The organism is Maribrevibacterium harenarium, from assembly GCF_006385675.1.
GTDB lineage: Bacteria > Pseudomonadota > Gammaproteobacteria > Pseudomonadales > Marinomonadaceae > Marinomonas > Marinomonas harenarium.
The window spans coordinates 195,848-215,844 of sequence record NZ_VFRR01000001.1 but is presented as its reverse complement, the minus strand read 5'-3'; the positions used below and the strand labels follow the sequence as shown (position 1 = coordinate 215,844).

Annotated in this window: 18 protein-coding genes; 16 read left to right on the top strand and 2 right to left on the bottom strand. The window is 48.0% G+C overall.

All coding sequences use genetic code 11. From position 1 onward, the window contains the following. The first annotated feature begins 15 nt into the window (after positions 1 to 15). The 16 genes from FJM67_RS01055 (at position 16) to FJM67_RS00980 (ending at position 16,992) form a co-directional block, all read left to right on the top strand. On the top strand, positions 16 to 819 hold the full coding sequence (locus FJM67_RS01055; protein WP_235889953.1) for a DUF4892 domain-containing protein: 804 nt from the start codon (positions 16 to 18) through the stop codon (positions 817 to 819). Between the two features lie 38 nt (positions 820 to 857). After that, on the top strand, positions 858 to 1,787 hold the full coding sequence (locus tag FJM67_RS01050; RefSeq protein WP_140586825.1) for a patatin-like phospholipase family protein: 930 nt from the start codon (positions 858 to 860) through the stop codon (positions 1,785 to 1,787). 83 nt (positions 1,788 to 1,870) lie between these two features. Next, entirely contained in the window at positions 1,871 to 2,644 is a 774-nt protein-coding gene (locus FJM67_RS01045; protein WP_140586824.1) for a DNA-binding protein, read from the top strand. 64 nt (positions 2,645 to 2,708) lie between these two features. Further along, positions 2,709 to 3,614, top strand: coding sequence for a 50S ribosomal protein L3 N(5)-glutamine methyltransferase (gene prmB / locus FJM67_RS01040; RefSeq protein WP_140586822.1), 906 nt, complete (start codon positions 2,709 to 2,711; stop codon positions 3,612 to 3,614). A 41-nt stretch (positions 3,615 to 3,655) separates the two neighbouring features. After that, the gene (aroC, locus tag FJM67_RS01035; protein ID WP_140586820.1) at positions 3,656 to 4,756 is read left to right on the top strand and encodes a chorismate synthase; all 1,101 of its coding nucleotides are present in this window, start codon (positions 3,656 to 3,658) and stop codon (positions 4,754 to 4,756) included. Between the two features lie 257 nt (positions 4,757 to 5,013). Next, positions 5,014 to 6,612 carry an ABC transporter substrate-binding protein gene (locus FJM67_RS01030; RefSeq protein WP_140586818.1) on the top strand — a complete coding sequence of 533 codons (1,599 nt, stop codon included), beginning with the start codon at positions 5,014 to 5,016 and terminating at the stop codon, positions 6,610 to 6,612. A gap of 110 nt (positions 6,613 to 6,722) precedes the next feature. Next, a complete protein-coding gene (locus FJM67_RS01025) occupies positions 6,723 to 7,733 on the top strand; it encodes an ABC transporter permease subunit (RefSeq protein WP_140586816.1) in 1,011 nt (336 codons plus the stop codon). A gap of 9 nt (positions 7,734 to 7,742) precedes the next feature. Next, positions 7,743 to 8,633, top strand: a complete 891-nt coding sequence (gene dppC, locus FJM67_RS01020; RefSeq protein ID WP_140586814.1) for a dipeptide ABC transporter permease DppC — start codon at positions 7,743 to 7,745, stop codon at positions 8,631 to 8,633. Between the two features lie 8 nt (positions 8,634 to 8,641). After that, positions 8,642 to 9,610 carry a dipeptide ABC transporter ATP-binding protein gene (gene dppD / locus FJM67_RS01015; protein WP_140586813.1) on the top strand — a complete coding sequence of 323 codons (969 nt, stop codon included), beginning with the start codon at positions 8,642 to 8,644 and terminating at the stop codon, positions 9,608 to 9,610. Next, a complete protein-coding gene (locus tag FJM67_RS01010; protein ID WP_140586811.1) occupies positions 9,607 to 10,575 on the top strand; it encodes a peptide ABC transporter ATP-binding protein in 969 nt (322 codons plus the stop codon). Before dppD ends, FJM67_RS01010 begins: the two co-directional genes overlap by 4 nt. 14 nt (positions 10,576 to 10,589) lie before the next feature. After that, positions 10,590 to 12,113 (top strand): ABC transporter substrate-binding protein, encoded by a 1,524-nt coding sequence (locus tag FJM67_RS01005; protein WP_140586809.1) that lies wholly within the window; start codon positions 10,590 to 10,592, stop codon positions 12,111 to 12,113. Between the two features lie 48 nt (positions 12,114 to 12,161). After that, positions 12,162 to 13,142: an ABC transporter permease gene (locus FJM67_RS01000; RefSeq protein ID WP_140586807.1), complete on the top strand. Its 981-nt coding sequence runs from the start codon at positions 12,162 to 12,164 to the stop codon at positions 13,140 to 13,142. 2 nt (positions 13,143 to 13,144) lie between these two features. Beyond that, positions 13,145 to 14,071, top strand: a complete 927-nt coding sequence (locus FJM67_RS00995; protein WP_407943540.1) for an ABC transporter permease — start codon at positions 13,145 to 13,147, stop codon at positions 14,069 to 14,071. After that, entirely contained in the window at positions 14,071 to 15,075 is a 1,005-nt protein-coding gene (locus FJM67_RS00990) for an ABC transporter ATP-binding protein (protein WP_140586804.1), read from the top strand. The genes FJM67_RS00995 and FJM67_RS00990 overlap by 1 nt, the downstream gene beginning before the upstream one ends. Continuing rightward, positions 15,068 to 16,072 carry an ABC transporter ATP-binding protein gene (locus FJM67_RS00985; protein WP_140586803.1) on the top strand — a complete coding sequence of 335 codons (1,005 nt, stop codon included), beginning with the start codon at positions 15,068 to 15,070 and terminating at the stop codon, positions 16,070 to 16,072. Before FJM67_RS00990 ends, FJM67_RS00985 begins: the two co-directional genes overlap by 8 nt. Continuing rightward, positions 16,063 to 16,992: a LysR family transcriptional regulator gene (locus FJM67_RS00980; protein ID WP_140586801.1), complete on the top strand. Its 930-nt coding sequence runs from the start codon at positions 16,063 to 16,065 to the stop codon at positions 16,990 to 16,992. Before FJM67_RS00985 ends, FJM67_RS00980 begins: the two co-directional genes overlap by 10 nt. Positions 16,993 to 16,995: 3 nt before the next feature. Here the strand turns inward: FJM67_RS00980 and FJM67_RS00975 are convergent, their stop codons facing one another. Together FJM67_RS00975 and FJM67_RS00970 are read right to left on the bottom strand one after the other, a co-directional pair. Continuing rightward, positions 16,996 to 17,652 carry a HEPN domain-containing protein gene (locus FJM67_RS00975; RefSeq protein ID WP_140586799.1) on the bottom strand — a complete coding sequence of 219 codons (657 nt, stop codon included), beginning with the start codon at positions 17,650 to 17,652 and terminating at the stop codon, positions 16,996 to 16,998. Positions 17,653 to 17,898: 246 nt separating this feature from the next. Beyond that, complete coding sequence (locus FJM67_RS00970) at positions 17,899 to 19,974, bottom strand: putative bifunctional diguanylate cyclase/phosphodiesterase (protein ID WP_140586798.1); 2,076 nt, start codon at positions 19,972 to 19,974, stop codon at positions 17,899 to 17,901. Positions 19,975 to 19,997 lie beyond the last annotated feature (23 nt).

Sequence of the window (19,997 nt, the reverse complement as noted above, 5' to 3'; positions counted from 1 at the left end):
TTAAGGGGAAGTTTTATGGCTATGAAGGTAACTTACAAGCACCTTATCGGTGCTGCCGCGATATGCAGTTCTGTTAGTGTCTCCATGTCCTCAATGGCCGCCATGTTAGAACCCTTTCGGGCAGCTCAACTAGTCAAAAGCGAATCTGCGCAAGCGCCTTTTATTGAAATTCCTCTCGCCAAGATCGCACGAGTTGGTCGTGGCTGGGAGCCAGAGCAAGTTACCAGAATCGCTGGCGAGAAAACTGCGACTCTCTACAAGATAGATCGCAATGCCGATTTGGAAGAGGTGATTCGCCATTATCAAACTCAGCTTACCGACTATTCCATTCTATACCAGTGTGAAGCTCGTGCTTGTGGTAGCGCTAATGCTTGGGCGAATAACTTCTTTGGCGATTATCTGTTATACGGAGCAGATGGCAGTCAGTGGTTAGCGGCAGCCCAAGACAATGCTGGTAACTATTTGACCATATACATCAATCGCCGGGGTGCTGGTGATGTGATGGTGCGTCTGGATGAAGTCTTACCAGAGCAGAATTCGGTTGATGATGGCATCATCGCCCAGATGGACGTATCCGACATCCCGCGTATTCGACGATTTTTAAATGATTATCCGGATCGCCACCTTATTGCCTTGGTCATCGGGGATCGCAATACGCCGGAGTCCGCTATTGTTAGCGGCGATGAACATATTAGTAAATTACGTGAACTGTTGCCGCTTGAGGCACAATCACAAGTGCGCTTTATCAATAGTGCCCAGATTGCGGCGGAACGATATGGCAGCAACCGCGTATTATTCATGTTTTCCCCAGACAATTAATACCGGCTATCTAATAAGCACAGACTAAAGGAAGCTTCATGAAGAAGACAGTTGCGCTGGTGTTAGGAAGTGGTGCTGCCCGCGGTAATGCTCATATCGGTGTGATTAACGCAGTATTGGAGCAGGGTTACGAGATTGTCAGTCTTGCTGGGTGTTCCATCGGCTCCATAGTCGCTGGTGCCTATGCCACCGGAACCCTTAACCAGTTTCAGGAATGGAGCGAATCCCTCGACAGAGTGGATGTGCTACGCATGTTGGATATGTCTCTGTTTCACGGGGCTTACATTCGCGGTGATCGTTACTTTCATGCGATAGAAGAAATAACCGGTAATCCTAATATCGAAGATCTTACTATTCCTTATACCTCCGTTGCTGTTGATTTGTTGAGTCAAAAGGAATGTTGGTTTCAGCGGGGCAGTCTGATTTCTGCTATGCGGGCATCTTCAGCCGTGCCCTCCATTGTCACCCCGGTGCAGATTAATGGTCGTGTCTATGTGGATGGGGGTGTGCTCAATCCTTTGCCCATTATCCCAACGGTTGCCGCTAATGCGGATTACATCATTGCGGTGGATTTGAATGGCCCTGCTATGCACGGCGAGGAAAGCCACTTGCCCCAACCCATTGATGATAATGAGCCAGAATGGTGGTCGTCAGTCAAAGGCTTGTTTGGCCTCAATCGGGACGATGAATCTGAAGAGGTTCTGCCTAAGCGTTATGACCCCGAAAGTTGGGGGCGTATTCAGACTATTAATATGATGTTCGAGACCATGCAAGAATCCCTGACCCAATACAAGTTGGCAGGCTATCCGCCGGATCTCCTTATCTCCATCCCTAAAGATGCCAGTGGCTTCTACGAATTTTGGCGTGCAAAAGAACTGATTGATCTTGGTTACGAAGCTGCCACCAAGGCACTGACTGATTTAACGGCAGGCAAGCGCCCGTTACATTCGTTCCCCAAAGGCTATTAGTGTTGCTTTCCTCAAACGCGAACTAAAGATAAAATAAAAAATTAATCTATCTATTTTATCTTTAAAATTCAAGGTGCAAACAAATGGCACGTAAAGCGAATATTAGCCGTGAAGAAATTATCGAGGCCTGCTGGGTCTTACTCGACCAGCATCGTTATCCGAATATTCCACGAGTTGCAGAATACTTCGAAGCGCTTGATGGTCGCCGGGGCTCTAACACAACCTTGCAAAATGCCATTAGTGAATGGGAAGAGGCCTACCGGGAGCATCAGCAAAACGAGCTCAAGGAATATGCAGATTACTTACAGCCCGCTATTGATAGATTTAAGCGAGATACCCTGCAAGTCATGATGACGGTGGTGGATGAGCATCTTGCCCAAACGTCGCAACAACAGAGCTTAAAAACCCAAGCGATAGAAGGGCGTTACGATAGCCTGACGGAAGCTTTACTCGCGGCAGAATCTGAAAACACCGAGCTAAAGACAAAGCTGGCACAGCTTGAAAATCAGCTCTCCGAAGTCGGTGCACAAAACCATACCTTGACGGAGAAACTTCAATATACCGCTAGCCGCAATCAATTATTGGAGCGAGAGTTGGGCGAAAGTCAGCAAAGCCACAAGGAACTGCTCCATAGCTACCACCAGCAACAGGTAGAGTTGGCTAAACAAGATATCCAGCTACAACAGCTACGCCAAAACAACGAGCAACTTGTGGGCACGCTGGCGGAACGGGAAAGCTATATAAGTCAGCTACTCAAAGAGTATGCTAGTAGCAGTGCAATGCAGCAAAAATTGGATGAGATTGTTAGTAAAATGCAGGTGTTGGAACATGCCGAAGTACATGGAAAAAAACGGTAACGATAGAGTCGAGTGCGGGTTCACGTTATACTACGCAACAAATTCAATCAGTTAACAGAGCCCAATGAGCCGACATCAATCCGCGATTCGCGACCTTCATTCGATTAAAGATTTTCTACGCTGGACTTATAGCCGCTTTCGTAAAGCGGATTTGTTTTATGGACATGGCACTGACAACCCGTGGGATGAAGCCGTACATCTGGTGCTTGGTGCACTGGAGCTGCCCCTTGATTTTGATCGGGATATGCTCGATGCACGCCTTACCACCGATGAGCGTAAACGCATAGTTAAACTGATCGACACCCGTATTACCAAACGGGAGCCGTTACCCTATTTGCTTGGCAAAGCTTGGTTTATGGGTCTGCCATTCTACGTCACTAAAGACACATTAATTCCTCGTTCTCCGATTATGGCGTTGATCGAGAATGAATTTGCTCCATGGCTAGGTGGTTACCCGCAAAGTATCTTGGACATGTGTACCGGATCTGGGTGTTTAGGTATCGCTGCTGCACTGACTTTTGAAGATGCCCAGGTGGATATTACCGATATTTCCCCCAAGGCGCTTGAAGTGGCAGAGAAGAACATCGCACTACACGAAGTAGAAGATCGGGTTGCGGCCTTTGAATCTAATATGTTCGCGGCCTTAGAAGGACGCAAATACGATTTGATTATTTGTAACCCACCTTATGTAGATGCAGAAGATTTTGCTACCGCTCCAGCGGAATTTCATAACGAGCCGGAATTGGCACTCACTTCCGGCGATGACGGCTTGGACTTCACCCGGCAGTTCCTTGCCCAAGCGGCGAATTATCTTCACGATGGTGGCATCATCGTTTATGAAGTAGGCAACAGTGAAGTCGCCTTGCAAGAAGCTTATCCTGATGTGCCCTTCATGTGGGTAGATTTGGAAAATGGCGGCAACGGCGTCTTTGTGCTCGGCAAAGAAGAATTAGAAGCACTGTTGGATTAGTATCCAGCATTACAAGAACATTGATAAAGAGTAACTAGCACATGGCTGGCAATACATTTGGAACACTTTTTCGCGTCACTACCTTTGGTGAAAGTCACGGCGTAGCGTTAGGAGCAATTGTTGATGGTTGCCCACCGGGGTTAGAAATTTCTGTTGACGATCTACAGCGGGATCTTGATCTACGTAAACCGGGGACCTCTAAGCACACAACCCAACGTCGCGAACCGGATGAGGTTGAAATCCTGTCAGGGGTGTTTGAAGGCAAAACTACCGGCACCTCCATTGGTCTATTAATTAAAAACACGGACCAGCGCTCCAAAGATTACGGTAATATCAAAGATACCTTCCGTCCTGCCCATGCGGATTACACCTATGATCAAAAATATGGTTTCCGTGATTACCGGGGCGGTGGCCGCTCTTCAGCCCGTGAAACAGCCATGCGTGTGGCTGTCGGTGCTATCGCTAAGAAATACCTGAAAACCACCTATGGTATTGAGATTCAAGGGTTCCTTTCACAACTTGGGCCAATCAAACTCGAAGCGAAAGACCTGTCTCAAGTATACGAAAACAGCTTCTTTAGCCCAGATCCTGATGCCATTCCTCAGCTTGAAGAATACATGACCAACTTGCGCCGTGAAGGGGATTCCGTCGGCGCTAAAATCACTGTGATCGCGAAAAACGTTATGCCAGGGTTAGGTGAGCCTGTATTCGATCGTCTGGATGCGGATATTGCCAAAGCCATGATGAGTATCAATGCGGTTAAAGGCGTGGAAATCGGTGATGGCTTTGATGTGGTAGAGCAAAAGGGTAGCCAGCATCGGGATGAAATGACGCCAGAAGGCTTCCTCAGTAATCATGCCGGTGGTGTGCTTGGTGGCATTTCCTCTGGGCAAGATATCGTGGTTCACATGGCTCTTAAACCAACCTCTAGCATTACTATCCCGGGCCGCAGTATTGACCGTGAAGGGAACGCCATTGAGGTCATCACCAAAGGTCGTCATGACCCGTGCGTAGGTATTCGCGCGACCCCAATCGCCGAAGCCATGTTGGCATTGACCCTAATGGATCATCTATTGCGTCACCGCGGCCAGAACCTCGAAGTGGATTGCCAAACGCCGGTAATCAAAGCGCAAGCCGACTAATTGGTGTTCTCTGCATAGGCCGCTTGTGGCAGCCTGTGCAGATTCTCTCTACTGCCTTATGCGTCTGACGCATAAGGCATGTCACTATTTCGATTGTCTCCATTCACCTTGCTTCAGTACTCTTCCTGTACGCGATCTGTGCAACTTCCTTGCTGATTTGTATAGCGCGGTCATATCACAAAGAACCGACTACCTATTCTGATGCGCTTCGTATGAGGAACAGTAGATCGACATAATGATAATTACGGAGAGTTACTATGAAAATGAAGTTAGCGGCATTACCTCTTGCGCTTATGGCTGCCGGTGCCATTGCCACTTCGGCCCACGCAGCAACTACCTTGGTTTATTGCTCAGAGGGAAGCCCTGAAGGATTCAACCCAACTTTTTACACCTCAGGTACCACCTTCGACGCCAGTTCAAAAAATATGTTTAACCGCTTGGTCGAGTTCAAACTAGGCACAACGGAAACTGAGCCAGGCTTAGCGGAAAGCTACGAAGTCTCGCCAGACGGTTTGGAATACACTTTCCATTTGCGAAAAGGGGTGAAATTCCACAGCAGCAAGGACTTTAAGCCAAGTCGTGACTTCAATGCCGATGACGTCATTTTCTCCTTTGCTCGCCAGTGGGACAAAAACCATCCTTACCATACCGTATCCGGTGGTGCATACGAGTATTTCAATGGTATGGGTATGCAGGACTTGATCAAGGATATCGTCCGCGTAGATGACTACACGGTGAAATTCGTGCTTAATCAACCAGAAGCGCCATTTGTTGCGAACCTCGCTATGGACTTCGCCTCAATTTTCTCGGCAGAACAGGCCGATTACCTAATGAAAAAAGGGACGCCGGAGCAACTTGATATCAACCCAGTGGGCACTGGTCCATTCCAGAAAGTCCAGTATCAAAAAGACTCTTTGATCCGTTACACCGCATTTGAAGACTACTGGCAAGGCAAAGCCAAAATCGACCGTTTAGTCTTCTCTATTACTCCAGATGCATCAGTACGTTACGCCAAGCTAAAAGCGGGTGAGTGTCATGTTATGCCATATCCGAATCCAGCTGATTTGGCCCAAATGGAAGCGGATAAGAACATCAATCTTATGAGTCAGGAAGGCCTGAACGTTGGCTATTTGGCATTCAATACTCAAAAAGCTCCTTTTACCGATACCAAAGTGCGCCAAGCATTGAGTCTAGCTACCAATAAAAATGCCATTATCGACGCCGTATTCCAAGGTGCCGGTAAAGTTGCCAAAAACCCAATTCCACCAACTATGTGGTCTTACAACAAGCAAGTTAAGGACTACAGCTACGATCCGGTTAAAGCCAAAGCGTTGTTGAAAGAAGCAGGGTACGAGAATGGCTTCAAGACCAATATTTGGGCAATGCCAGTACAGCGTCCCTACAACCCAAATGCACGCCGTATGGCGGAAATCATCCAAGAAGATTGGAAGAAAATTGGTGTAGACGCGGAAATCGTCAGCTATGAGTGGGGGGAATACCTAAACCGCTCGAAAAAAGGTGAGCACGATACCGTTCTACTAGGTTGGACCGGTGACAACGGCGACCCAGATAACTTCCTTTATGTGTTACTAGGTTGTGATGGAGTTGGCGGTTCAAACCGTGCCCAATGGTGTAACGATGAGTTTAACGATTTGCTGTTGGCTGCTAAACGCACGGCTGACAAGGCCGAACGTACCAAGTACTACGAGGATGCTCAGCAAGTATTTAAACGTGAAGCGCCATGGATCACAGTGGCTCACTCCGTCGTATACGAGCCGATCCGTAAAGAAGTGAAAGGCTACAAAATTGACCCACTTGGCGGTCACTACTTCTACAACGTCAGCCTAGAAAAATAGGCTCAATTATCGTTGAACCCTAGAAGCTTCACCCAACTAGCTGGGTGAAATATAGCCGCTCTTGATTTTACCAAGGGCGGCTACCTCTCTAGCCCAAGAGCAAGTCTGTTATGATTCAGTTTATTTTACGCCGCTTGAGCCTGGTCATTCCGACCTTTATCGGTATCACCTTACTGACCTTTACCCTAATTCGGCTAATTCCCGGCGATCCCATCGAAGTGATGGCAGGGGAGCGGGGCGTTAGCGCCGCACGTCATGCGGAGCTAAGTGCCCAACTAGGCTTTGATCAGCCCCTCTATTTACAATATTTCCGTTATGTTAGTGGTGTGTTGCAAGGTGATTTAGGCAATTCCCTGGTCACTAAGGAACCGGTCATGAGGGAATTTTTAACCTTGTTTCCTGCAACGATCGAGCTGGCCCTGTGTGCCGCTATTTTCGCCATATTAGTAGGACTACCTGCTGGCATTATCGCTGCGGTTAAGCGGGGGACATTATTTGATCACAGCGTGATGACCTTTTCTCTTACCGGCTATTCGATGCCCATATTCTGGTGGGCACTGCTATTAATGCTTATTTTTTCTGTAAATTTAGGATGGACGCCGGTATCAGGACGTATTGACGTAGTGTATTGGATTGATGATGTCACCGGTTTTATGTTGATCGACGCCTTTCTTTCCGGTGAAGAAGGGGCTTTTGGTTCTGCTGTCGCCCATTTGATTCTGCCCAGTATTGTTCTTGGGACCATACCCATGGCCGTGATTGCACGTATGACGCGCTCCTCTATGTTGGAGGTGTTGAGCGAGGACTACATTCGTACGGCTAGAGCCAAAGGCATCGCACCGTGGCGTGTCATTATTATTCATGCTCTGCGCAATGCGCTCATCCCCGTCATTACCGTCATCGGTTTGCAAGTCGGGATATTGTTGTCCGGTGCAATCCTAACTGAGACCGTATTTGCTTGGCCAGGAATCGGTAAATGGCTAATTGAGTCCATCAGTCGCCGTGACTATCCGGTCGTACAGGGCGGGATACTTATCGTCGCCACCATCATTATTGTGGTCAATCTGTTGGTGGATATTACCTACGGCATCGTTAACCCACGTATTCGTCACAGTCGTTAAGGAGCACCTATGACAACGCAAACACTTTCTGCTCCGACGCCAAGAACACCATTACAAGAGTTCTGGTATTACTTTAGCAGCAACAAAGGGGCCGTCGCTGGACTTGGCTTTATTGTAGTCATTGGTTTTATGGCTATATTCGCCGATGTGATTGCCCCCCATTCGCCATCGGATCAAGCACGGGACGCCTTACTCTTGCCTCCCGCTTGGATGGAAGGGGGAAATTGGGCTTATCTACTTGGGACAGATGACGTAGGCAGAGATATCTTATCCCGTTTGATCCATGGGGCGCGTCTGTCTCTGGCCGTGGGGATGGTGGCGGTAACGGCTTCCCTCGCCATGGGAATATTGCTCGGCTTAGTGGCTGGCTATTTCAAAGGCATGATCGACACCATCATTATGCGTATTGTGGACATCATGCTAGCCATGCCGAGCTTGCTATTGGCGATTGCCATTGTTGCGGTGCTTGGCCCTAGTATCGTCAATGCCGCCCTGGCGATCTCTATTGTCTCTTTACCCCACTATGTACGTTTGACCCGGGCAGCAACCATGGCGGAGATGTCTCGGGATTATGTGACATCTTCTCGCGTTATTGGTGCGGGCCCTCTGCGGCTGATGTTTATCTGTATTTTACCAAACTGTCTTGCACCACTTATTGTGCAAGCAACGCTGGGGTTTTCCTCCGCGATTTTGGATATGGCGGCACTGGGTTTTCTCGGTTTAGGAGCGCAACCTCCCACCCCTGAGTGGGGCAGCATGTTGGCTGATGCCTTGCAATTCGTGCAGCGAGCTTGGTGGGTCGTTACGTTCCCTGGCCTGATGATTTTGCTGACCGTGTTGGCCTTCAACCTAATGGGTGACGGCTTGCGTGATGCCCTTGACCCGAAATTGAAGCAGTAGGAGCCGTTATGTCATTACTAACTTTAGACAAACTTTCTGTGACGTTCGGTAACTTTCGCGCCGTCGATCAAATTAGTTACAGCGTCGAAGCCGGCGAGGTCTTGGGCATAGTAGGGGAGTCCGGCTCGGGCAAAAGCGTGAGCTCCCTATCTGTGATGGGACTGATTGACCATCCAGGCAAAGTGAAGGCAGCGCAGTTAACCTTTATGGGTCAAGACTTGCTCGCTATGGGGGAAAAACAGCGTCGCAAAATAACCGGTTCCGATATCGCTATGATATTTCAAGATCCAATGACGAGCTTGAATCCCTGTTATACCGTGGGCTATCAAATCATCGAGGCGTTGAAAACGCACCAAGGTGGCAATAAAAAGCAGCTACAACAACGGGCCATTGAGTTGTTAACTTTAGTCGGCATCCCAGCGCCCGAAACTCGCATGAGTGCTTATCCTCACCAGCTTTCCGGCGGTATGAGTCAGCGGGTGATGATCGCTATTGCCATTGCCTGCAACCCCAAATTACTGATCGCTGACGAGCCGACTACGGCACTTGATGTTACCATTCAGGCGCAAATCATTGACCTCTTGATCAATTTGCAACAGCAAAAACAAATGGGATTGGTGCTTATCACCCATGATTTAGCCTTAGTTGCGGAAGTAGCTCATCGAGTCATCGTCATGTATGCCGGACAAATCGTTGAAAGCGGACCAGCAGCAGAAGTATTCAGCACCCCCAAACATCCTTATACCCAAGCATTACTGGCATCCCTTCCAGAATCCGCGGCGGGAAAGTCCCGTTTAATGGCATTACCTGGTGTGGTACCGGGACAGTTTGATCGCCCAAGCGGCTGCCTTTTGAGTCCCCGTTGCCCCTATGCAACAGAGCGCTGTCATGAAGAAGTCCCTCCAGCGCAGGGACCTTTAACTCGACAAGTGAAGTGCCATACGCCGCTAGATATGAACGGGAGCCCAATTAAATGAAGCAGACAATCCTAGATGCACGAAATCTGAAGCAGCATTATCAGGTCAAACAAGGGCTATTCAAACCTGACGCCCATGTAAAAGCAGTGGATGGCGTGAGTTTTTCCCTTGGTAAAGGGGAAACCTTAGCCGTGGTTGGGGAATCTGGCTGTGGCAAATCGACCTTAGGGCGGATGCTCACCATGATTGAAACTCCAACCTCCGGGGAGCTGAAATATGGGGATGAAGACCTGCTAAGCCTATCGAAACAGGCCCAAGCAAGGTTGCGCCAGAAAATTCAAATTATCTTCCAAAACCCTTATGGCTCATTAAATCCCCGCAAAAAAATCGGTGCTATTTTGGAAGAGCCCCTAGTAATTAACACCAAGCTTTCAGCAGGGGAACGCAAGGCAAAGGCTTTTGCAATGATGGCAAAAGTAGGTCTGAAACCTGAGCATTATGAACGTTACCCCCATATGTTTTCTGGTGGTCAACGGCAACGTATTGCTATCGCTAGGGGGCTGATGCTGGACCCAGATATCATTGTGGCGGACGAGCCTGTTTCCGCTTTGGATGTGTCAGTTCAAGCACAAGTATTGAACTTGATGATGGATTTACAGCAGGAATTTGGCCTAAGCTATGTGTTCATCTCCCATGATTTATCTGTCGTGGAGCACATTGCTGATCAAGTGATGGTCATGTATCTTGGCAAGGTGGTTGAGCATGGTTCCTGTGCTCAAGTATTTGAACAGCCAAAGCATCCTTACACTCAGGCTTTGTTATCCAGTACTCCACAATTGGCAGCAGAGAAACGACGACAGCGTATTAAATTACAAGGAGAATTGCCCTCGCCATTAAATCCACCCAGTGGTTGCGCCTTCCATGGCCGTTGCCAGTACGCCGAGGATCAATGCCGCAGTCAGATGCCATCCCTACGCAGCCTTGCTGATGGTCATTTGATCGCCTGTCATTTAGTCAACCAATAACCTAGGAGTAAAACATGGTAATGCGTACGCTGATTTGCTTGGTATTAACGGTATGGTTAAGCCACGCCCAAAGTAAGCAGCTGCGCATTGCGGTGGAAGGCGCTCTCGTCTCCCTTGACCCCCATGAACAGCTGTCTGAGACCGGCGAACAATACGCCCACACGGTATTTGACCCCTTAGTGCGTTGGCGGCAAGACGGTACTTTTGAGCCCCGTCTGGCTACTAGCTGGGCGCAACTGGATAGGAGCACTCTAAGGTTATTCCTGCGAAAAGACGTACTGTTTCACTCAGGCAACGGCATGACTGCCGATGACGTGTTGTTTTCACTGGCGCGGCTACAACGTTCGGTTGATTTCAAAGGTTTATTCAATGTGATTGAACGAGTGGAAAAGATCGACAACTACACCGTCGATTTACACACTCGACATCCATACCCATTGTTACTAAATGTATTGGCCTATGCCTTTATCCTAGATAGTAAGTTCTATGCAGGGCGAGACGAGGTGGTAAAGTACCAAGCGACGTTTGCCTCGCAGCACGCTTCAGGAAGTGGCCCTTACACAGTTACCAAACGCATTGTAGGACAAGTACTAGAGGTTACTCGCAATCCCCGTTATTGGGATAGCGAAGCTACCGGTAATGTGGATGCGCTAACCTTTATTCCAATTCGTTCCGATTCAACCCGGTTGGCTGCATTGCTTTCTGGCGAAGTGGATGTGGCAAGCCCTATTGCTCCAGTGGATATTGAGCGAGTTCAGCGAAATCCTGCTCTTAAGATGTTTGTGGAACCGGGGACTCGTATTGTGATGTTACAGCTTAACCAGCAACGTCGCACAGAGCTTAAAAATCCCCGCATACGTAAGGCTATTCGTTTAGCCATCAATGAACCTTTGCTAGTACAAAAAGTGTTGCGCAACATGGGGACGGCAGCAGGGCAGTTGAGCGCCCCTAGCTTTCTCGGACACTTGGAGGATCTACAACCGGAATATAATCCAGACTTGGCCCGTGCCTTGATGCGCGAAGCCGGGTATGAAAAAGGATTTCGCTTGACCATGATGGCCCCCAACAATCGTTATATGGCGGATGAGCAAATTGCTCAGGCGGTGGCTGCCATGTTGGCGAAAATCAATATTCATGTGGATCTCAAGACATTTCCCAAAGCGCAATATTTCCAGTTCTATGACCAACGTGCCGCCGATATCTTAATGCTCGGCTGGCAAGCGGATACCTTTGATTCCAACAATATCTTTGAGTTTGTCTTGGCCTGCTCTGATATTACCAAGGGGACGGGCGTCTACAACTCCGCAGGCTTTTGTTCCGCGGCAATCGACAGTGACATCGCCCAAGCCAACCGAGAAATGAATCCGGAACAACGGGTACGGACGCTACAACGGATAGAGCGTACCGCCCGTGAAGAAGAAGCTGTGCTACCGCTTTATTGGCAACCACTGGTGTGGGCATCTAAGCAAGAAGTACCCCTTGAAAGCGTGATAAACTTCCTAAACGTTCCCTATTGGGGCGATTTGACAGTACCTTGAGGTTCGCTTGGTAAGAGCGATTAATGGGAAACGGATGGAACAGGACGAATGATCGGTTTTATTTTGCGACGTTTGCTGCAAGCTGTTTTGGTAATGTTGACCATTAGCTTTGCCAGTTTTGTTATACAAGGGAAACTGGGTGATCCGGTGACGCAAATGGTTGGTCAAAATGTCACCTTAGCGGAGCGCGCGCAACTGACAGAAAGTCTTGGCCTAAATGATCCACTGCTACAACAGTATGCCCGTTATTTGTCTGATGCTTTATCGGGAGATCTCGGCGTATCCTATTACCATAAGCAAGCCACTTTAGCCGTGATTGGTGATCGTCTGCCAGCCACACTTGAGTTATCTTTTTGCGCTTTGCTAATCGTCTTGTTAACTGCGACCCCATTAGGTGTGTTCGCGGCTATTCGCCCCCGTCATATCCTGTCACGACTGATTGTTATCGTTAGTACCCTAGGTTTGTCGGTGCCTATTTTTGTGGTGGCGATGTTTCTGGTGTATTTCTTTGCCGTAGAGTGGCAGTGGTTACCCAGCTTTGGCCGTGGAGAAACGCACTTACTGTTCGGATTTTGGTCTTCTGGCCTGGTCACTAAAGATGGTTTACAACACCTCTTATTGCCTTCTGTTTCCCTCGCTTTTGTGCTTGCCCCCATATTTGTACGTTTAATACGGGCACAGATGTTAGAAGAACTCGACAGCGATTATGTTCGTTATGCTTGGTCAAAGGGCATTCCAGCGCACCGGGTGTATTTTGTTCATGCCTTAAAAAACACTATGTTGCCGGTGATTACCGTGGGTGGGATTCAAGTAGGCACCTTAATCGCTTATACCATATTGACGGAGACCATTTTTCAGTGGCCGGGAATGGGACTACTGTTTATGGAAGCGGTTAGCCGCGTCGATGCGCCCTTGATCTCTGCCTATCTGATTGTGGTTGGATTGATCTTCGTATTGATCAATACGCTAGTGGATTTGATCTATCTCTGGGTTAATCCCCGCGTGAGAATTCCGGGGTACGGTCAATGAATATGTTCGAGCGGCAGCCGCCAACAGCACCAACGCGGTTATCTCATCTTTGGGGTGCCATTAAGAGTGACAAATTAGCCCTGCTTGCCCTATGTATCTTTAGCTTTTATTGCTTGGTTGCGCTATTGGCTCCATTCCTTGCCCCTTATGATATCGATAACCCTGCATTTATGGATCTTATCAACGGTGAATTACCTCCGGTATGGCTCGGCGGTGACGCCGCCTTTTTCCTTGGTACAGATGTGCAGGGTAGGGACATTCTCTCTAGTATTTTGTATGGCACTAGACTGTCACTTACCATAGGAATCGGAGCCGTACTCATTCAGCTTTGTTTGGGGATTTGTATTGGGCTGCTGTCCGGTTATTTAGGGGGGAAATTAGACGCTTTCTTAATGCGTTACGCGGATATTCAGTTGTCTTTTTCCACCATGATGGTAGCCATTGTTGTGTTAGCTGTCTTTCAATCCATGTTTGGCGGTGCGGCCTATCAGCAACTGGCGATGCTGATGTTAATTCTAGTATTGGGTGTGGCGGAATGGCCTATATTCGCCCGAATGGTCAGGGCAGGCGTGCTTGCTGAAAAAGATAAAGAATATGTAGATGCCGCAAGAATACTCGGCGTAAGCCGCTCCCGGATAATGTTTCGCCATATTTTGCCAAATACGGTTTCCCCCTTGATGGTGATCATCACCATTCAAATCGCCAACGCGATTGTTGCCGAAGCTGCTTTATCTTTCTTGGGGTTGGGTATGCCGCCGTCGCAACCCTCACTTGGTGCACTCATTGCTTCAGGCTTCGATTACATTTTTGCTGGTGCGTGGTGGATTGCCGTATTTCCCAGCATTACCCTAGTCATTCTCATTTTTGCCATGAACCTGTTGGGGGATTCGTTGCGTGATCATCTCAATCCCAATGGAGGATGGCGTTGATGGCGTTACTGACCGTGGAGCATCTACAAGTAGACTTTCGCTTGCGCCAGCAAACACTAACGGCTCTATATGACATTAGCTTTACGCTGAGTCCTGGGGAGCGGCTGGCCATTGTAGGGGAGTCCGGTGCGGGTAAATCACTGCTTGGTTATGCCATTGTGAACCTATTACGCCAACCAGGTTATATCAGTGCCGGGGCAATCCACTTTCATGAACAAAACCTTACCAAGCTAGGTAGCCGCCAATGGCAGCAAATCCGTGGAAAGAAGATCGCCATGATATTTCAAGATCCTATGGTGACGTTAAACCCCGTTCTTACCGTAGGGGAGCAAATGGTAGAGGCTATCCGAGCACATCAAAAGATTAGCGCTCAGGCAGCAAAGCAGTTGGCTATTCATAAACTGAGTCAGGTAAAAATCAGTGCTGCCGAGCAACGCTTCGAACAATATCCCCATGAGCTTTCCGGCGGGATGCGGCAACGGGTAGTGATCGCTATCGCTATGTTGCTTAATCCAGAGATTCTGATCGCCGACGAACCCACCACCGCACTAGATGTGACCATTCAGGCGCAAATTCTGCACCTGCTAAAACAGCTATGCGAAGAGCAGGGGGTAGCGCTAATACTCATCACCCACGATTTTGGTGTTGTCTCTCGTATTGCAGAGCGTACTTTGGTCATGTACGCAGGACGGATTGTAGAACGGGGGCCCACTTTAGAAATCATTAACGATCCCCAGCATCCTTACACCCAAGGCTTACTCAATGCATTGCCACAAATGGCATTAGCAGGACAGCGTTTGAATCAGATTCCCGGACATATGCCAAGTCTTGGGGAGCATCCATCTGGCTGCGCCTTTCATCCCCGTTGCCCTTATGCCACTGAGAAATGTCGATGGCAGCGTCCTCGCCCGATATATAGCGGTATTTCTACGGTAGCTTGTTTTGCTATCGAGGAATTGCTAGCAGAAACAAATCTTGAAGAGGGGGATGACAACCATGACTAAGCCCCTTATTGCATTACAACAGATTGAAAAATCATTCCGTGGTAAACGGCGAGGACATTGGTTTAACTGGCTCAAACCCAGCCCTGGGCAAGATATACACGCCCTAAATGGCGTAACCCTGACGGTTCATTCGGGGGAAACGCTCTGTTTGGTTGGGGAAACCGGTTGCGGCAAATCCACTCTAGCCCGTGTCTTGATGGGGCTGGTAGAACCGAGCGCGGGTGAAGTTCATTATCGGGGTAAGCGCATTGATCAGTTATCCGAACAAGAGCGCATGCCATATCGCCGCCAGATGCAAATGGTTTTTCAAAACCCTTATGCCTCCTTAAATCCGCGCATGACGGTTTATCAAATCTTGGCCGAAGCGATAAAACTGCATCACCCAAGCTATGGACGTCAGCAAGTTCAAGACAGCATCAACGAATTGCTGACCTCGGTAGGGTTGCCATTGGACATTCAGGATCGGTTACCGGGAGAATTTTCAGGTGGCCAGCGTCAGCGTATCGCCATCGCCCGAGCTTTGTCTGTGGAGCCAGAATTTATCGTCGCCGACGAACCGTTAGCCGCCCTAGATGTGTCGGTGCAGGCACAAGTTCTGAATCTGCTCATGGATAAGCAGCAAGAACGAGGTCTGACCTACCTATTTATCACCCATGATTTAGCGGTAGTAGAACATATAGCTAGCCGTGTCGTTGTCATGTATCTGGGGCGTATCTGTGAAATTGCCAGTCGGGAAAGTTTATTTTCCCAACCACAACACCCGTATACGCAAGCATTGTTGGCTTCAATACCACGTCTTGATTCTCTTGATAATGCCCCTTTGCAGTTGGAAGGTGAAGTTCCGCCCCCGACAAGCAAGCCAAGTGGCTGCAGTTTTTGTCAACGTTGCCCGTTAGTGAACCAACGCTGCTACGAAGAAGTGCCGCGATTACTGCCCCAGCGCAACGGTAGCATGGTTGCCTGCCATGCGGTTGAGGAGGGGCGAGCATGGAAATAAGATGGCTTGAAGACTTCATTGCCTTAGCCCGCACCCGGCATTTCTCCCGCGCTGCAGACGAGCAGAATGTTACCCAACCGACTTTTAGCCGACGCATTAAATTATTGGAAGAAGAAATGCGGGTCACTTTGGTTGATCGTAATACACTGCCACTGACGTTAACGCCTGCTGGGGAGATATTTCTGCAAAGCGCAGAGCAAATTACCCGTCAAATACGTGAAGCCAAGGCCCGTTGTCAGGCGATTAAAGAGCAAGACCAATCTACTGTTCGCCTGGTGACAACTCAGTCTCTGTTGCTAGGCTATTTCCGAGATGTTTTCGAGCCCCTATGCCAGAAACTAGAGCTGAATATTGAAGTCAACATGCAAGCAAGCTCCTGGCCCAGCAGCATGTTTATTGATGCCATTAACGGTAACGAATGTGACGTGATGCTGTGCTTTTGGCATCCTGCCATGGATTTTTTCTCTGGTTTAGACCCAGAGCATGTTGAATTTATCTTACTGGATAAAGAGTTACTCATTCCTTGTGTCGCAGCTGATAATGCCGGCCAACCACGCCACCAACTTCCTGGAACTCGGCAAAAGCCACTACCATACATTGCCTATGATGACGGTGCATTTTTGGCACCGGTAGTAAGTGAACATTTAAAACGGCAACCTGAAATGGCCCAGCTACAGGTGCAAACTAGTGATTTGCACGCAGCGAGCATCAAAGCGCTAGTAAAAGAAGGCTTCGGGATTGGTTGGCTGCCCGAGCGCTTAGTGACCGATTCCCTTCAGTTTGGGTCATTAGTCAAAGCCGGTGATACAAGCTGGCATATTCCATTAGAGATACGCTTGTACCGGGACAAACGCAATCCCCACCCCAAAGCCAACCAGTTTTGGCAACGCCTACAAGCGACAATATCACGCCAAGAGTGAGTATTAATCCTTCACCACGGGATAAGCCGCTTCGCCCCAGAGGGTGTGGTTACTATTCATCATAATAGCGATAATTCGCGGCACTAGCTTGCCTAACAACTGTGTACAATCTTTAAGCTGTTTACGATTGGTTTGACTGTTGTAGGTAGCACCCCCGTGCATAATTTGGTTGCGCAGGATATATAAGCGGGAGAGGGTGATCGCCAGTACAGTGGCCGTGTCCGATTGGCCTAGTGCTGCGTGAGCCGCCGCGGTAGCGTTATGCCGTGCTAGTTGCCATTCTTGGTTGGATATTTCCCCGGATTGGTAGCGCCAAAAATCGGGAAAAATAAACTCATTATTCAAGATAATTCGGATGGTATTAGAAAACTCTGACCACACTAGGTCAGCCAATAGATCATCCTTATCCAAATCCACTAATTTACTGATAAAGGCACCATAACGGTCACGCTCTGTAAAAAACGTGCGCTCCTGATGCTTTTGCGCATAGGCTGCATTGAAGGCAATCCACAGAAAAATAAAACGTGAATCCTCATCGTTGCTATCTTCGGCTTTACCTAACCAACTTAGGGATCGATGAATACGCAGGGATAAAGACTCTTGCTGTTGCGCTCGTACTAAACGGTGCTGATCTTTTAATGCGGCGAAGGTGTACGTCATGTGAGCTTCCTTGTGTCCTTGAATAGTCTGATGATTGAAGACAACCGCCAATAAATCAACTGCAAACCGATGAAACTTTTAAGAATGACTGACAATCTTGATCTAACGAGAGGTTTTATCCGTGTAATTCCAAGAATCGCTTTGATAGGCTGATTTTAGCCATGATATTTCCGATAAATGTTATTATCGGAAATAGTGAAATATTAGGAATTAGGCCCATTTCTCAGCTTTTTCCGTTTATCAAGCTCATGAAACCTCAGTTTGACCCAGTTCTAAAATAAACTCATGGCTAATTGGGTTCTGGATAAAATGCCCTTGTAAATAATCGCACCCTAGTTCTGTCATCTTGGTCATTTCAGCTGGCGTTTCAATATGCTTAGCCACCACATCGACCTCCATCGCTTTTGCCATAGCGCACACGGCAGCCACAGTTTTGGCTCTAATCGGATTCGTTTCTGCCTCAATCGTCAGATTAGAAGCCAACTTAATCAGCTTCACATCCAGCTCACTAATAAGCTCGATGGAAAAATAGCTTTCACCAACATTATCCAAAATCAAACCAATACCATAGCTTCTTGCTACCGCTAAAGTTTGCATAATACGTTCCGATGGCTGAAACAAAATGTCCATATCCACTTCAAAATACAATTGACTCAGTGAGTTACCTTCCACATCCAATTGTAGTAAACAGGCCTCCATTTCTTCTGGCTGCGCTAGAAACAATGGGGAAATATTGAGCGATATTTCGATCTCAAACTCCCGTTTTTTCAGATGATTAATCAACTCAACCGCTTTGATGATATTGAGCGACTCGATCTTAATGATCGCCCCAGTGCTTTCTGCAATGGGGAGAAACTCTTTGGGCTCGATGCGGGCAAATTTACTGTGACGCCAGCGGGTTAAGCCCTCAAATATGGCAAAGTCACCGGTTTTAGCACACAGCAACGGCTGAAATTCCAAGGAAAACTCATGCGCTTGAATACTCTTATTGATCTCTCCAGACAGATAATTGCGCCGAGAGTTTTCTATTGCCAATTCATTGGTGAACAATTTATAACAGCTTTTACCGCATTCCTTGGCCTGGTACATAGCCTGATCAGCTTGGCGCATTAGGGTTTCTAGCGTGGCAAACTGGGGGTTACCCAATACGACACCCAAGCTGGCACTGATATTGATGATATGTTGGTCGATTTCAAACGGCACGGTTAGACACTCTAATAACTTATCGGCAACCCGAGTGAGATCCGCTTGATCTTTGATATTTCCGATAATAATAGCGAACTCGTCACCACCAAGCCGAGCAATGGCATCACTTGAGCGCAAGGTGGTTTGCAATCGTTTGGCTACGCCAGTTAGTAAAAGATCGCCACATTCATGGCCGTAGGTATCATTTACCTCTTTAAAACCATCCAAGTCCAGCAAGATCACCGCCATGGGTAAATGCTGTTGCCGGCTTTTTAGCTGAATACGCTGAAATTCTGCCTTCAAATGGGTTCGGTTAGACAGCCCAGTCAAAGCATCAAAGTTAGCCTGTTGCCAGATACGCGCTTCATTTTCTTTATGTTCAGTAATATCGTGTGAAATCCCGATAATGCCGATGATCTCCCCTAACCTATTTTTTAACGGCAACTTGGTAGAAAGGTTCCAGGTCTCGTGCCCATCTTGCCAAGTCTCATGATGTAGTTGATTAAAGATTCCTTTCCCTGTCGCCATAATTTCTTGCTCTTCTTTGGCTGTCACACTGGCATGCTCTTGAGTATAAAAGTCCGCATCGCTGCGTCCTATCGCTTCATTGGGATCGGCTATGCCATAGCGTTGCGCCAATGCTGGGTTGATACGCAAAAACCGTGATTGGTTGTCTTTGATATAGACTTGCTCTGGGATGGTATTAATCAAGGAAACCAACAAGGCATGTTCATCTTGAAGTTTGTTGTATAGGTTGTACTCATGGGTCACATCACGCCAAACTTCGATTTCTCCGACCATACCGTTAGTGAAGGTCATCTCAAACGTAGCTCGCCGATAGCTTATCTCTGCCTTTTTGTGAGAGTAGTCCCGGATCGGCTGACTTTTATTTACCGTCGTTTGAACAAGAGCCCGATCAACATGAACAGGAAGAAAGTCCTCTATTATCCGTTGCTCTATGGTATGTGTAGTGAGTATACGTTCTGACTCTAAGTAACGTGGTAGCTGCCACAAGCTAGCGAAGGCCTCGTTGTAATATCTCGCCTTACCGGTCTCTTTGTCGAAAATGCAACAAGCAGCGGGGAAAGCCTCGATCAGGTGCATCAAGTCACTACTTTGTATTTTGAGTCGATCCATATACAGTCCCTGAACTTATCAAT